This is a genomic window from Streptomyces sp. NPDC058464 (assembly GCF_042721035.1).
GTDB lineage: Bacteria > Actinomycetota > Actinomycetes > Streptomycetales > Streptomycetaceae > Streptomyces.
The window spans coordinates 1-13,596 of sequence record NZ_JBHXMA010000063.1; the positions used below are offsets into that span (position 1 = coordinate 1).

General features: G+C 68.9%; 12 protein-coding genes. 3 read left to right on the forward strand and 9 right to left on the reverse strand.

The features are described from left to right. A partial coding sequence (locus tag ACFWPQ_RS47140; protein ID WP_384050012.1) for a phosphoribosyltransferase domain-containing protein occupies window positions 1–820 on the reverse strand: 820 nt, incomplete at its 3' end. Between the two features lie 29 nt (window positions 821–849). Beyond that, window positions 850–2,022 carry an HpcH/HpaI aldolase/citrate lyase family protein gene (locus ACFWPQ_RS47145; RefSeq protein WP_361296135.1) on the reverse strand — a complete coding sequence of 391 codons (1,173 nt, stop codon included), beginning with the start codon at window positions 2,020–2,022 and terminating at the stop codon, window positions 850–852. A 176-nt stretch (window positions 2,023–2,198) separates the two neighbouring features. Here ACFWPQ_RS47145 and ACFWPQ_RS47150 point away from each other — a divergent pair, with 176 nt between their 5' ends. After that, window positions 2,199–2,963, forward strand: a complete 765-nt coding sequence (locus tag ACFWPQ_RS47150) for a TerD family protein (protein ID WP_384050015.1) — start codon at window positions 2,199–2,201, stop codon at window positions 2,961–2,963. Between the two features lie 21 nt (window positions 2,964–2,984). Here the strand turns inward: ACFWPQ_RS47150 and ACFWPQ_RS47155 are convergent, their stop codons facing one another. The 6 genes from ACFWPQ_RS47155 to ACFWPQ_RS47180 all read right to left on the reverse strand — a co-directional run bounded on the left by ACFWPQ_RS47155 (window position 2,985) and on the right by ACFWPQ_RS47180 (window position 7,556). Continuing rightward, entirely contained in the window at window positions 2,985–3,722 is a 738-nt protein-coding gene (locus ACFWPQ_RS47155) for a Tellurium resistance (protein ID WP_384050018.1), read from the reverse strand. A 109-nt stretch (window positions 3,723–3,831) separates the two neighbouring features. Next, window positions 3,832–4,977, reverse strand: a complete 1,146-nt coding sequence (locus tag ACFWPQ_RS47160; protein ID WP_384050021.1) for a DUF475 domain-containing protein — start codon at window positions 4,975–4,977, stop codon at window positions 3,832–3,834. A gap of 128 nt (window positions 4,978–5,105) precedes the next feature. After that, a complete protein-coding gene (locus tag ACFWPQ_RS47165) occupies window positions 5,106–5,681 on the reverse strand; it encodes a TerD family protein (RefSeq protein ID WP_383707875.1) in 576 nt (191 codons plus the stop codon). A gap of 116 nt (window positions 5,682–5,797) precedes the next feature. Further along, a complete protein-coding gene (locus ACFWPQ_RS47170) occupies window positions 5,798–6,373 on the reverse strand; it encodes a TerD family protein (RefSeq protein WP_361296150.1) in 576 nt (191 codons plus the stop codon). A gap of 165 nt (window positions 6,374–6,538) precedes the next feature. Beyond that, window positions 6,539–6,997, reverse strand: a complete 459-nt coding sequence (locus tag ACFWPQ_RS47175) for a peroxiredoxin (RefSeq protein WP_384050024.1) — start codon at window positions 6,995–6,997, stop codon at window positions 6,539–6,541. A 121-nt stretch (window positions 6,998–7,118) separates the two neighbouring features. After that, entirely contained in the window at window positions 7,119–7,556 is a 438-nt protein-coding gene (locus ACFWPQ_RS47180) for a DUF3052 domain-containing protein (RefSeq protein WP_361296156.1), read from the reverse strand. A 434-nt stretch (window positions 7,557–7,990) separates the two neighbouring features. Between ACFWPQ_RS47180 and aceE the strand changes: the two genes are divergently transcribed. Continuing rightward, window positions 7,991–10,738 (forward strand): pyruvate dehydrogenase (acetyl-transferring), homodimeric type, encoded by a 2,748-nt coding sequence (gene aceE, locus ACFWPQ_RS47185; protein WP_384050028.1) that lies wholly within the window; start codon window positions 7,991–7,993, stop codon window positions 10,736–10,738. 139 nt (window positions 10,739–10,877) lie between these two features. After that, window positions 10,878–11,693: a potassium channel family protein gene (locus ACFWPQ_RS47190; RefSeq protein WP_384050031.1), complete on the forward strand. Its 816-nt coding sequence runs from the start codon at window positions 10,878–10,880 to the stop codon at window positions 11,691–11,693. A gap of 275 nt (window positions 11,694–11,968) precedes the next feature. Here ACFWPQ_RS47190 and ACFWPQ_RS47195 read toward each other — a convergent pair whose 3' ends face one another. After that, the gene (locus ACFWPQ_RS47195) at window positions 11,969–13,588 is read right to left on the reverse strand and encodes an MFS transporter (protein ID WP_384050035.1); all 1,620 of its coding nucleotides are present in this window, start codon (window positions 13,586–13,588) and stop codon (window positions 11,969–11,971) included. Between the last annotated feature and the right edge of the window lie 8 nt (window positions 13,589–13,596).

A 13,596-nucleotide genomic window follows, 5' to 3' on the forward strand; every position in this document is an offset into this window, starting at 1 on the left:
CAGCCCCTTGAGGGGGTTGCCCTGGACCCCCCAGGGGCGCGGGGAACTGCGCGAACGGCCCCGACGCACCCGTACCCGGCCCATCACCTGTCGTGGCACTCTCCTCGTACCGCGCCACCAGCTCCTGGCCCTTTTCCAGGACGCCCTCGGGCAGCTTCACCGTCCCCGACGCCGCAGCCACCAGGTCCACCCTGGCGCCGATCTCACCGGCAAAATCCACCAAGCGCCCCGCGTCCTCCGGTGACCGCATGTCCACCAGGGCCACCACGACGTACCGCTTCCGCGGATAGCGGGCATGCAGGTCCCTGATCGTGTTCAGGACCGTGTTGCCCGTGGAGAACTCGTCGTCGACCAGGACCAGGGGGCCGTCGCCGGCGAGCAGGGCCGGGTCCTCGGGGAGCAGCAGGTGGGACGTGGCGTGGGAGTGGGACTCCTCGAAGCCGCCGGCCGGGGTCACCCCGGGGACCGGGCGGCGGGTGGAGTGGAGGTAGGGGGCGAGGCCGACCCCGTCCGCCACCGAGTGCCCGAGGCCCGTGGCCGTCTCGGCGTACCCCAGAACGACAGCCCGCCCGGCCTCCTCCTCACCGAGCAGGTCCCGCACCCGTCGGCCGAGGGCGAAGCCGTGCCCGTACACCACCGCCGGCGACTGCGGTACGTGCTTGCCGAGTACGTTGGAGACCAGGAGGTGGGCCCGTCTGGGGTTGCGGCGCAGGGCGAGGCCGAGGAGGGCCGTCAGACCGTCGTCGCCCACGAGTTCGACGCCGAGCCGCTCGGCGACCCAGCTGCCGGACCAGACCCCGTTGTTCGCTGCGATGTTCATACGATCCCTGTGTCGTCCCGTCGCGCCCGTCAACCCGGTATCCCGGCGGCGAGCAGCTCCACGAAGCCGACGTCCTCGTTGGCCACGCCGAACACCTCGGCGCGGAGCATGGTCCGCTCGGCCCAGGCGCGGTGCGGCTTCACCTCGTTCATCTTGTTCGTGTAGGCCGAGCGAAGTACACCCCCGCCGCCCCGTTCCGGCCGCAGGATGTCCTGGGCGTCGGAGAACTCCTCGTGACTGACGACGGACAGCGCGTGCACGGGGATGACGTGGGACGGGTGGATGCAGGTCTTGCCGAGCAGCCCGTTGGCCTGGTCGAGGGAGATCTCTCTCAGCAGGCCGTCCATGGCGTGCTCGATGAGCCGGTTGCGCAGTTCCACGGCCTGCTCCTCCAGGAAGGGGCTGGTCCGCAGCATCGGCTTGAACATGCGCTCGGGGACCCGGAAGTACTCCCACACCGGACCGGTCACCGTGAACCCGGTGCCGTCGGCCCGGCCCAGCATGTTCACCACGTCGGCGATGACGGAGGCGATGATCTGCACGTCGTAGGCGGTCATGTCGGGGGCCCGGCGCAGCCCGTAGGACGAGCAGAAGTCGGTGACCCCGAGGCGCAGCGCCAGCACCTTGTCGCGGTACTTGTCGACGGCGCGGGCGATGCCCTCCAGGGCGTCCACGCGCGTCTCCCGGTACATCAGCTCGGGAGTCTCCAGCACGGGCATGCCGAACAGCCGGCGGCCGCTGCGCAGCGTGGCGCCGTCCAGGGCCTGCAGGAAGGGGATGCCGCGCTCCTCGGTGAACTTCGGGAACACGAATCCGGACAGCAGCGACACGCTCGCGCCCAGCCGTCGCACCAGGTCGGGGATCTGCTCGGGCTCCCGCACCCGGATGAACAGCAGCGGCAGCTCCACGCCCGCCCGCTCCCGCTCGGCCAGGTCGGCGAACTGCCTCACGAGGTTCTCCTCGCCGGCCTCCACGTCCTCGTCGCCGATGGAGTCCTCCAGGCACAGCACCATCGAGACCACGCCGAGCCCCGCCTGTTTGACGATGTCGTCGGCGAGCCGCGGCCGGGTGGCCGGGCTGTACAGCGTGGCACCCAGGGCCGCGGAGAGCACGCGGGCCGGGGAGTCGGCGGTGAACTCGCACGGCTCCTGATGGAAGAGGCGCTGCCGCACCTCAGGTGCGATGTGCCCGAAATGACGCATAGAACTCCCCCGTGGCGTGGGCCGAGCCTGTGAAATTGGTAAAGGGTGGCCGGTAATAGTACGTACAAAGCCATGTCGAGGGTTCCCGCAGGGCATGAATTTCAGGTAACCCGCCTGTGTCGGTCGCGAGGCCCCCCGCGTTGTCGTGACCAGGACCGAGAGGGCAGGATGACCGCATGACGCACGCGATGCTGAAGGGGTCGAACGTCCCCGTGGAAGCCACCACGGTCCGGGCCGTGCTGCGCTGGACGCCCGGGCAGGGGGTTCCGGACGTCGACGCCTCGGCGCTGCTCCTCGGCCCCGACGGACGTGTGCGCTCCGACGAGGACTTTGTCTTCTACAACCAGCCCCGGCACCCCTCCGGGAAGGTCTGGCGGCTCGGCAAGAAGCGGGTGGCCGAGGGCCTCACCGACACGATCCAGACAGATCTCCCCGGTGTCGAGCCCAACGTCGGCCGAATCCTCCTGGTCGCATCGGCGGACGGCATCCCGTTCGAACACGTACCCGCCCTGCGCATCCTGCTGTACGACGCCGCATCGCCCGACGCCGAGGCCCTGGCCCATTTCGACATCAAGCCGGAGACCGGCGCCGAGACGGCCCTGATCTGCGGCGAGCTGTACCGCAGGGGCGAGGGCTGGAAGTTCCGCGCGCTGGGCGAGGGCTACAGCAACGGCCTCAAGGGCCTGGCCACGGACTTCGGCATCTCGGTGGACGAGTCGGAGCCGATGGAGGAGCCGTCGGCGTCCATGCCGCTCCCTCCCGAGCAGCCGACATCGGTACCCACCCAGCCGGCGTACGGCTACCCCCAGCCCGCGTACACCCAGCAACAGCCCCAGCAGTCGGGCTACGGCTACCCCCCGCCGGCCCCGATCCCGGTGGCGACGATCCCGAACTCGGACTTCAGGCTGCCGCCGCAGGGGCCGCAGTTCATCGGACGCTAGCCGGATGTTCTCAGGGGCGAACTACTTCTCCACCTTCGTCTTGTAGCCCCGCCCCCACTGCAACCCCCACCCGTACAGCCGGTCCAGCTCCCCCTGGAACCCGTACACGAACTTCACCTCACGCCGGACGACCAGCTCGCCCTTCACGTTCTCGATCATCACGACCGCACAGGACCGGGCCTGCGGGTGCCGTTCGTCGAGGCCTATCTCGATGCGCGGCCCGTTGCTCGGGTACAGCGTGACGATCGCGTGGGTGCGGTCGAACGCCGGCGTCTGGTCGTAGATGTACACGAACACCAGCAGCCGCTTGATGTCGTCCCGGTGGTCGAGGTTGACGTACATCGTCTCGCCGGACGCCGACCCGAACCGGTCGTCGCCGCTGAGCTTGACGTACGGCGGTGCGTTCACGTCCCCGAGCAGGCCGCCGAGCGGCTGGACGACCCCCTTCGTCCCGTCGGCCAGCTCGTACAGCGCACCGAGGTCGAGGTCGACGTTGACCATGCTCTGCCCGTGTCCCATCACCTCCGGTGGCTTGAGCGCCTTGAAGGGGTGCCGCAGCAGACTCGTGCGCTGTTCGCCGTCGAAGTCGGACGTGCGCATCCGCCAGGTGAGGTTGACCCGCAGGTTGCCGGTGGCCGCGCCCTGCTTGGTGAGGGACACCTGCTGGTGCCGCCTGGTGAGCTCGATGGAGTTGGACGCGGCGCTGCCCGAGTCGAACTCGGCCGCTCGCCCGCCCAGCAGTCCGTCGAAGAAACCCATTCCCGCCCCCACAGACTCCGGTCAACGCTTCAGGGCGGCCGACCGGGTCGGCCGCCCTGAACAGAGCGTTCCTCGTGCAGAAGGGTGTCACACCCTTCTTTTCGGTCGGTCAGACTCCGGACGAGACTTCAGCCTTCTCGTCCGATCCCGCTTTTCCCTCGGCCGCCTCCAGCCGCTGGTTGCGGCGGACGGAGGACCAGAACGACCAGCCGATCAGAACGACGCCGACCAGGCCGGTGATGACCTCGTTGATCTGGTACTGGATGGTGACCATGAGGATCACGGCCAGCGCGCCGATCGCGTAGTGGGCGCCGTGCTCCAGGTAGACGTAGTCGTCCAGGGTGCCCTGCCGGACCAGGTACACGGTGAGCGAGCGGACGTACATCGCGCCGATGCCGAGGCCGAGGGCCATGAGGACGATGTCGTTGGTGATGGCGAAGGCGCCGATCACGCCGTCGAAGGAGAACGACGCGTCCAGGACCTCCAGGTAGAGGAACATGAAGAACGCGGCCTGGCCGGCCAGCAGGACCGGCGACTTCTGCTTGCCGGAACGCTCGGCCTCTTCCTCCTCCTCGTGCTCGCGCTCCTCCTCGGCCTCCAGCCGGTCCTCGAAGAAGCCGGAGAGGCCACCGACGATCATGTACGTGATCAGGCCGGCGATGCCGGCGATCAGGACCGTCTGTGCCTTGTCGACGTGGCCGCCGCCGTGCTGGTGGGCGTGGGTGGCGAAGGTGAAGGAGGTGATGAGCAGGACGATCAGGGCGATGCAGACCGCCAGCATGTCGACCTTGCCGAGCTTGGCCAGCGGGCGCTCGATCCAGCGCAGCCACTGGATGTCCCGGTCCTCGAAGATGAAGTCGAGGAAGATCATCAGCAGGAACATGCCGCCGAAGGCGGCGATCGCCGGGTGGGCGTCGGTGACCAGTTCCTGGTAGCGGTCCTTGTTGTTGAGCGCGAGGTCGACGGCCTCGATGGGGCCCATCTTGGCGGTGACCGCGACGATGACGACGGGGAAGACCAGCCGCATGCCGAAGACCGCGATGAGCACGCCCACCGTGAGGAAGATCTTCTGCCAGAAGGCGTTCATCTTCTTCAGGATTCCGGCGTTGACGACCGCGTTGTCGAACGACAGGGAGATTTCGAGGACGGCGAGGATGGCCACGATGCCGAAGGCCTCCCAGCCTCCGTAGAAGACCGCGGCGACCAGGCCGAGCGCGGTGATCGCGAACGACCAGCCGAAGGTTTTCAGAAGCACTGGCTACCCAATCGTGTGTGTACGGTCTCGCTCGCGCCGTACCCGGCTTTACCTACTGTTGACCACGAAGTGTAGAGGGCGTCGGCGCCCTGCGGCCCGGGCGGCCCCCACATCCGGCTGTGAAGCGCCTACGAGACGTTCACGCCGAAGTCGAGCGCGATGCCGCGCAGCCCGGAGGCGTAGCCCTGGCCGACGGCCCGGAACTTCCACTCGTTCTGGTAGCGGTAGAGCTCGCCGAAGATCATGGCGGTCTCGGTGGAGGCGTCCTCGGACAGGTCGTAGCGGGCGAGCTCCTGGCCGTCGGCCTGGTTGACGACCCGGATGAAGGCGTTGGAGACCTGGCCGAAGGTCTGGCCGCGCTCGTCGGCCATGTGGATCGAGACCGGGAACACGATCTTGTCGCAGGTGGCCGGCACCTTGGGCAGGTCGACCAGAATCGATTCGTCGTCGCCCTCACCCTCACCGGTGAGGTTGTCACCGGTGTGCTCCACGGAGCCCTCCGGGCTCTTGAGCTGGTTGTAGAAGACGAAAAAGTCGTCGCCGAGGACCCGGCCGCCCTGGCACAGCAGTGCGCTGGCGTCCAGGTCGAAGGGGGCGCCGGTGGTGGAGCGGGCGTCCCAGCCGAGTCCGATCATGACGTTGGTGAGGTTCGGTGCGGCCTTCGAGAGGGAGACATTGCCCCCCTTGGCGAGCGTGACGCCCATGTGCTGGTCCTCCCCTAGCGGTGTTTCTCCGGTTGTCCTGCGCGTCCGGCGCCGACCGTAAACGGTGCGACGCCGGACAGTGCGGACTTTCGAACGCCCCGGGGCGTTCGCACGGCTCAGACGTTGACGCCGAAGTCCTGGGCGATGCCGCGCAGGCCGGAGGCGTAGCCCTGGCCGATGGCGCGGAACTTCCACTCCGCGCCGTTGCGGTACAGCTCGCCGAAGACCATCGCGGTCTCGGTCGAGGCGTCCTCGGACAGGTCGTAGCGGGCGATCTCGGCGCCGCCGGCCTGGTTGACCACGCGGATGAACGCGTTGCGGACCTGGCCGAAGGACTGCTGGCGGTTGTCGGCGTCGTAGATCGACACCGGGAACACGATCTTGTCGACGTCGGCGGGGACCGTGGCCAGGTTGACCTTGATCACCTCGTCGTCGCCCTCGCCCTCACCGGTGAGGTTGTCGCCGGTGTGCTCCACCGAGCCCTCGGGGCTCTTGAGGTTGTTGAAGAAGACGAAGTTCTGGTCGCTGGCGACCTTGCCCGCCGTGTTCAGCAGCAGTGCGCTGGCGTCCAGGTCGAAGTCGGTGCCGGTGGTGGTCCGGACGTCCCAGCCCAGACCGACGAGGACCGCGGTCAGGCCGGGGGCCTCCTTCGTCAGCGATACGTTGCCGCCCTTGCTGAGGCTGACTCCCACGGGTCCTCCCATGTGTGGTCCAGGGGCGGGATGCCCCCGTCGTGCTTCGGATACCGGATCAACGACTCGATCCTAGTGACGGGTTCCCGCCGCACGCAGGCCCTGGACCCCGAAGAATCACGGGGTGTCGGCCGGATCTCCCCCTAGGGGACGCGAAGGCGGGGGTTACAGGGCGTCGAGCGCCGTCACGTACTCGTTCAGGTCCCGGGCGTCGGGCAGTCCGTTGACCACGGTCCACCGCACGACGCCCTCCTTGTCGATGACGAAGGTGCCGCGGACGGCGCAGCCCTTGGCCTCGTCGAAGACGCCGTAGGCGCGCGAGGTCTCGCCGTGCGGCCAGAAGTCGCTCAGCAGCGGGTACTCCAGGCCCTCCTGCTCGGCGAAGACGCGCAGGGTGTGGATGGAGTCGTTGGAGACGGCCAGCAGCCGGGTGTCGCGGCCCTCGAACTTCGGCAGGTTGTCGCGCAGCTCGCACAGCTCGCCGGTGCACACCCCCGTGAAGGCGAACGGGTAGAAGAGCAGCACCACGTTCTTCTCGCCGCGGAAGTCGGACAGCTTCACGGTCCGGCCGTGGTTGTCCTTGAGCTCGAAGTCGGGGGCCTTGTCGCCGACCTGGATCGCCATCGTCCTGCATCCCATCGTCAGGGGCTGTTCGGGTGAGAACACCCTATGCGGCGATCACGACGGACCGGCGGACGGACCCGGGCAGGTCCGTCCGCCGGCGAGGCTCGGTCGACAGGGGGGCTCAGCGCTTCTTGGCGGCGCCCTTCGGCGTGTTCAGCCGGCTGCCGTTCCAGTCCTTGCCCACGCTGACGCTCTTGGTCTGCGAGAGGCCGGCGGTGGTCACCGCGTCACCGATGTCGCTCGGCTCGATGTAGCCGTCGCGGCCGGTCTTCGGTGTCAGCAGCAGGATCGCGCCACCCTCTTCGAGGTAGCTGAGGGCGTCGACCAGCGCGTCCGTCAGGTCGCCGTCATCCTCGCGGAACCAGAGCACCACGGCGTCGGCCACGTCGTCGTAGTCCTCGTCCATCAGCTCGCTGCCGATGGTCTCTTCGATGGACTCGCGGAGCTCCTGGTCGACGTCGTCGTCGAAGCCGATCTCCTGGACCACCTGGTCTGGCTGGAACCCCAGCCTGACGGCAGGGGTGGTCCGCTCCTCCGCGTGGTCCGCGGTCGCGCTCACGGGTTGCCTCCTGATCATGTCTTGGTGATGAACTCAGCCACGCGCGTGCGCGAAGCATTGGCCGTAGTCCACACGGGCGGGACGGATCGCGCAAGTACCCGGCCGTTCAGACCGCCGAAACGGTGACGATCCCGACCGTGTCGCCGCAACTCCCGGCACCGTATCGCGGACGCCTGTGACACACACCACTCCCTTTTGCCCGCTATGTACCTATCGCAATCATCTTCACATGCGGGCGTCGAACGAGTTTGCCAAGCGCGTCACACCCCGGGCGTATCGTTGCGTTTTGGCCGGTCGCGAGTTACCTCACGGTAGAGATGACGTGCGCTGCCCCGGGGTGGACGATGGACAGCGGTGCAGGCCAAACGCAGGAAAACAGAGAAAAGCGGAAAAAAAACAGGGAATCAGTGGCCCTCTGACAGGTAAGGAACAGCGTGGCTTCCGGATCCGATCGCAACCCGATCATCATTGGCGGCCTTCCGAGTCAGGTTCCTGACTTCGATCCCGAGGAAACCCAGGAGTGGCTCGACTCGCTCGACGCCGCGGTGGACGAGCGCGGCCGGGAACGGGCCCGCTATCTGATGCTCCGCCTGATCGAGCGCGCCCGCGAGCGGCGCGTGGCGGTGCCCGAGATGCGCAGCACGGACTACGTCAACACGATCCCGACCCGGGCCGAGCCGTTCTTCCCGGGCAACGAGGAGATCGAGCGCAAGGTCCTGAACGCGACCCGCTGGAACGCCGCGGTGATGGTCTCCCGCGCCCAGCGCCCGGGCATCGGCGTCGGCGGCCACATCGCCACCTTCGCGTCCTCGGCGTCCCTCTACGACGTCGGCTTCAACCACTTCTTCCACGGCAAGGACGACGGCCACGGCGGCGACCAGGTCTTCTTCCAGGGCCACGCCTCCCCCGGCATCTACGCGCGCGCGTTCCTGCTCGACCGGCTCAGCGAGGCCCAGCTGGACGGCTTCCGCCAGGAGAAGTCGAAATACCCGGACGGCCTCTCCAGCTACCCGCACCCGCGCTCGATGCCGGACTTCTGGGAGTTTCCGACGGTGTCGATGGGGCTCGGCCCGATCGGCGCGATCTACCAGGCGCGGATGAACCGCTACATGCACGCGCGCGGGATCGCCGACACCTCCAAGTCGCACGTCTGGGCGTTCCTCGGCGACGGCGAGATGGACGAGCCGGAGTCGCTCGGCCAGCTGTCCATCGCCGCCCGCGAGGGCCTGGACAACCTGACCTTCGTCGTCAACTGCAACCTCCAGCGGCTCGACGGCCCGGTGCGCGGCAACGGCAAGATCATCCAGGAGCTGGAGTCCGTCTTCCGGGGCGCCGGCTGGAACGTGATCAAGCTGGTCTGGGACCGCACCTGGGACCCGCTGCTCGCCCAGGACCGCGACGGCGTCCTGGTCAACAGGATGAACACGACCCCCGACGGTCAGTTCCAGACCTACGCCACCGAGTCCGGCGCGTACATCCGCGACCACTTCTTCGGCGACGACCAGCGGCTGCGCGCCATGGTCGAGCACATGACCGACGACCAGATCCTGCACCTGGGCCGCGGCGGCCACGACCACCGCAAGATCTACGCGGCGTTCAAGGCGGCCACCGAGCACCGGGGCCAGCCGACGGTCATCCTGGCCAAGACGATCAAGGGCTGGACGCTGGGCCCGAACTTCGAGGGCCGCAACGCCACGCACCAGATGAAGAAGCTGACGGTCGCCGACCTCAAGGGCTTCCGGGACCGCCTGCACCTGCCGATCTCCGACAAGGAGCTGGAGTCCGGCCTGCCGCCGTACTACCACCCGGGCCGGAACTCGGAGGAGATCCAGTACATGCACGACCGCCGCAAGGGCCTCGGCGGTTACGTCCCGACCCGCGTCGTACGCTCCAAGCCGCTCGCGCTGCCGGACGACAAGACGTACGCGACCGTGAAGAAGGGCACCGGTCAGCAGTCGATCGCCACGACGATGGCGTTCGTACGACTGCTGAAGGACCTCATGCGGGACAAGGAGCTCGGCCGTCGCTTCGTGCTGATCGCGCCGGACGAGTACCGCACCTTCGGCATGGACTCCTTCTTCCCGAGCGCGAAGATCTACAACCCGCTCGGCCAGCAGTACGAGGCCGTCGACCGCGACCTCCTCCTCGCCTACAAGGAGTCCCCGACCGGCCAGATGCTGCACGACGGCATCTCGGAGGCGGGCTGCACGGCCTCGCTCATCGCGGCCGGCTCCGCCTACGCCACGCACGGCGAGCCGCTCATCCCGGTCTACGTCTTCTACTCGATGTTCGGCTTCCAGCGCACCGGCGACCAGTTCTGGCAGATGGCCGACCAGCTGTCGCGCGGTTTCGTCCTGGGCGCGACCGCCGGCCGTACGACCCTGACCGGCGAGGGCCTCCAGCACGCGGACGGCCACTCCCAGCTGCTGGCCTCGACGAACCCCGCCTGCGTCGCCTACGACCCGGCGTACTCGTACGAGATCGCGCACATCGTCCAGGACGGCCTGCGCCGCATGTACGGCGGCGACGCGGAGCACCCGCACGGCGAGGACGTCTTCTACTACCTGACCGTCTACAACGAGCCGATCCAGCACCCGGCCGAGCCGGCCGACGTGGACGTCGAGGGCATCCTCAAGGGCGTCCACCGGATCAGCGCGGGCACGGCGGGCACGGTCGCCGCGCAGATCATGGCGTCGGGCGTGGCGGTCCCCTGGGCGATCGAGGCCCAGAAGATCCTCGCCGCGGACTGGAACGTCAAGGCCGACGTCTGGTCCGCCACCTCCTGGAACGAGCTGCGGCGCGAGGCCGTGGCCTGCGAGCAGCACAACCTGCTGCATCCGGAGGAGGAGCAGCGGACGCCGTGGGTGACGCAGAAGCTGAGCGGCGCCGAGGGTCCGTTCGTGGCGGTGTCCGACTGGATGCGCTCGGTGCCGGACCAGATCGCGCGCTGGGTGCCGGGCACGTACCAGTCGCTGGGCGCCGACGGGTTCGGCTTCGCCGACACGCGGGGCGCGGCGCGGCGCTTCTTCCACATCGACGCACAGTCGATCGTGGTCGCGGTGCTGACCGAACTGGCCCGTGAGGGCAAGCTCGACCGCTCGGTGCTCAAGCAGGCCATCGACCGGTACCAGCTGCTGGACGTCACAGCGGCGCACCCGGGCGTGGCGGGCGGCGACGCGTAACCGCTGCGCTCGGCTTCGGCCGGGGCAGGCGGTGGGGAGCTGCGGGCCCGGTGGGGGCCGGTCGCGCCCACGCGGCGGAGCCGCAGATCGACGCAGTCCCGCGCCCCTTCGGGGCGCGGGAGATGCCTACGATGCCCACATGAAGGAACAGTCCGCGCAGGCTCGTTGGGAGCAGCTCACTCAACGGCCGTTGCTGGCACTCGCGGTGGCCTTCGCCGTCGCCTACGCCCTGCCGATCGTGGACCGTTCGGCGGGGCACGTCCTCACCTCCGTGTGCACGGTGGCGGAGTGGGTGGTGTGGGGTTCCTTCGCCGTGGACTACCTCATACGGCTGGCTCTCGCGCCCCGCCGCCGGGAGTTCGTGCGGACGCACTGGATAGACCTGTGCGCGGTGGTGCTGCCGATACTCCAGCCGCTGCGGCTGCTGCGGCTCGTCGCGACGCTGATGCTGGTGGGGCGGCGGGCGCGGATGGCCTCGCAGATCCGGCTGACGACGTATGTCGTGGGCGCGGTGGTCGGGCTGCTGATGTTCGGTTCGCTGGCCGTGCTGTCGGTGGAACGCGACTCGCCGAACGGGAACATCCGGACACTGGGTGACGCGCTGTGGTGGTCGTTCACGACGATGACGACGGTGGGGTACGGGGACCACGCGCCGACGACGGGGCTGGGCCGGATGATCGCGGTGGGCCTGATGCTCTCCGGGATCGCCCTGCTGGGTGTGGTGACGGCGAACATCGCGACGTGGTTCATCGCACGGTTCGAGAAGGACGACGTGGAGGAGCGGCGGCAGACGGAGATGATCGGGGTGCTGACGGAGGAGGTACGGGCGCTGCGGGTCGAGGTCGCTGCCCTGCGGGACGGGGTGGCAGCGGGGGGCGGGGTACGCTCACCGGCGCTGGCCGGGTGCCGCTGCGCCCACCCGTGCCGCCCCAGCGGTACGACTGCCCGCAGCTAGGAAGCTGACGCGACTGCAGGGCCCCGTAAGAGGCGCGGGAAACTGCGCGACCAGCCCCCACCGGCCCGCAGCCGAACGACACGGCCCAAGCCCGGCCTTCGGCCCCACCGCCCCAGGCGGGCGCGCTGCCCCCCTCCAGCAGCGCGCCGCAGCCCGGACAAGCCCCCCGGATATGCCCTGCGGAGGACGTCACCCACTGTGACCTGCGGCGCGTGCCGAGGGCGAGGAATCTTTAGCGGAGTCACCCTGATAGGTGAACTCCGCCTGAATCGGCATCAGATGTGGCCGACGCCCGCACCGCCCTCCGCGTTCTCGCCGCGCTTGGTGAGCAGCGCGACCAGGATCGCCACCGCCGCCACACCCGCCGCGACGAGCGAGGCGAGGCTCATGCCGGAGATGAACGTGTCGTGGGCGACGTCGGTGATCTTCGCGGCGATCTCCGCGGGCGTGCCCTTGGCGACCGGCGCGACACCGACCTGGACGGCTTCCGAGGCCTGCGCCAGCTGCGCGTCGGTCAGCTTCGGCAGCCCCGCGTCGGCCCAGTTGCCCGCCAGGTCGCCGTCGACCTTGGAGGCCATCACGGCGCCGAGGACGGCCGTACCGAGACTGCCGCCGATCTGCATCGCGGCCTGCTGGAGACCGCCGGCGACCCCGGAGAGCTCCATCGGGGCGTTGCCGACGATGACCTCCGTGGCGCCGACCATGACCGGCGCGAGGCCGAGGCCGAGCAGGGCGAACCAGAGGGACATGAGCGCGCTGCCGGTGTCCGCCTTCAGCGTGGACATGCCGTACATGGCGATCGCGGTCGCCGCCATGCCGCCGGCCAGCGGGATGCGCGGACCGAGCTTGGTGATCGCGGCGCCGGCCAACGGAGAGCCGACGATCATCATCCCGGTGAGCGGGAGGAGGTGGAGACCGGCGTCGACCGGGTCCATGCCGTGCACGTTCTGGAGGTAGAACGTCACGAAGAACAGGCCGCCCATGAAGGCGATGGCCATCAGGACCATGAGCACCACGCCCGCCGAGAGCGGGACGGAGCGGAACAGGCCCAACGGGATGAGCGGCTCCTTGACCTTCGTCTCCCAGAAGGAGAAGAGGGCGAAGCCGAGGACGGATGCGGCGATGAACGTCCAGGTCTTGCCGTCGCCCCAGCCCCAGCTCGGCGCCTTGATGAGCGCCCAGACCAGGCAGAACATCGCACCGGAGAGCAGGCCGATGCCGGGCAGGTCGAAGGAGCGGGGGGCGTTGTCGGCGCGGTGGTCGCGCAGGATCAGCACGCCGAGGGCGAGGGCGATCAGGCCGACCGGCACGTTGATGAAGAACACCGACTGCCAGCTGACGTGCTGCACCAGCACACCGCCGAGGATCGGGCCGCCCGCGGTGGAGGCGCCGATGACCATGCCCCAGATGCCGATCGCCATGTTGAGCTTCTCGGCCGGGAAGGTGGCCCGCAGCAGGCCGAGCGCGGCCGGCATCAGCAGCGCGCCGAACAGGCCCTGGAAGACGCGGAAGGTGACGACCAGGCCGATGCTGTCGGAGAGGCCGATGGCCCCGGAGGCGGCGGCGAAGCCGACGACGCCGATCAGGAAGGTCTGCCGGTGGCCGAAGCGGTCGCCGAGCTTGCCCGCGGTGATCAGGGAGACCGCGAGGGACAGGAAGTAGCCGTTGGTGATCCACTGCACCTGGGCGAAGGTGGCGCCGAGGTCCTTCTGGATCGCGGGGTTGGCGATGGCCACGATGGTGCCGTCGAGGGCGACCATCATGACCCCGACGGCGACGGTTATCAGGGTGAGCCAGGGGTGGCCGCGCAGGCCGGTGGCCGGCGGCTGTTCCGGCAGTGCTGCCGGCGCCCTGTCTCCCGACCCCGTCGTGTCGATCGTGGTCTGACTAGTCATGTGTGCGA

What these genes read in the sequence shown, in the direction of transcription:
- ACFWPQ_RS47145 (WP_361296135.1), bottom strand. Translation starts at nt 2,022, where the DNA reads ATGCGTCATTTCGGGCACATCGCACCTGAGGTGCGGCAGCGCCTCTTC.
- ACFWPQ_RS47150 (WP_384050015.1), top strand. Translation starts at nt 2,199, where the DNA reads ATGACGCACGCGATGCTGAAGGGGTCGAACGTCCCCGTGGAAGCCACC.
- ACFWPQ_RS47155 (WP_384050018.1), bottom strand. Translation starts at nt 3,722, where the DNA reads ATGGGTTTCTTCGACGGACTGCTGGGCGGGCGAGCGGCCGAGTTCGAC.
- ACFWPQ_RS47165 (WP_383707875.1), bottom strand. Translation starts at nt 5,681, where the DNA reads ATGGGCGTCACGCTCGCCAAGGGGGGCAATGTCTCCCTCTCGAAGGCC.
- ACFWPQ_RS47175 (WP_384050024.1), bottom strand. Translation starts at nt 6,997, where the DNA reads ATGGCGATCCAGGTCGGCGACAAGGCCCCCGACTTCGAGCTCAAGGAC.
- ACFWPQ_RS47190 (WP_384050031.1), top strand. Translation starts at nt 10,878, where the DNA reads ATGAAGGAACAGTCCGCGCAGGCTCGTTGGGAGCAGCTCACTCAACGG.
- ACFWPQ_RS47195 (WP_384050035.1), bottom strand. Translation starts at nt 13,588, where the DNA reads ATGACTAGTCAGACCACGATCGACACGACGGGGTCGGGAGACAGGGCG.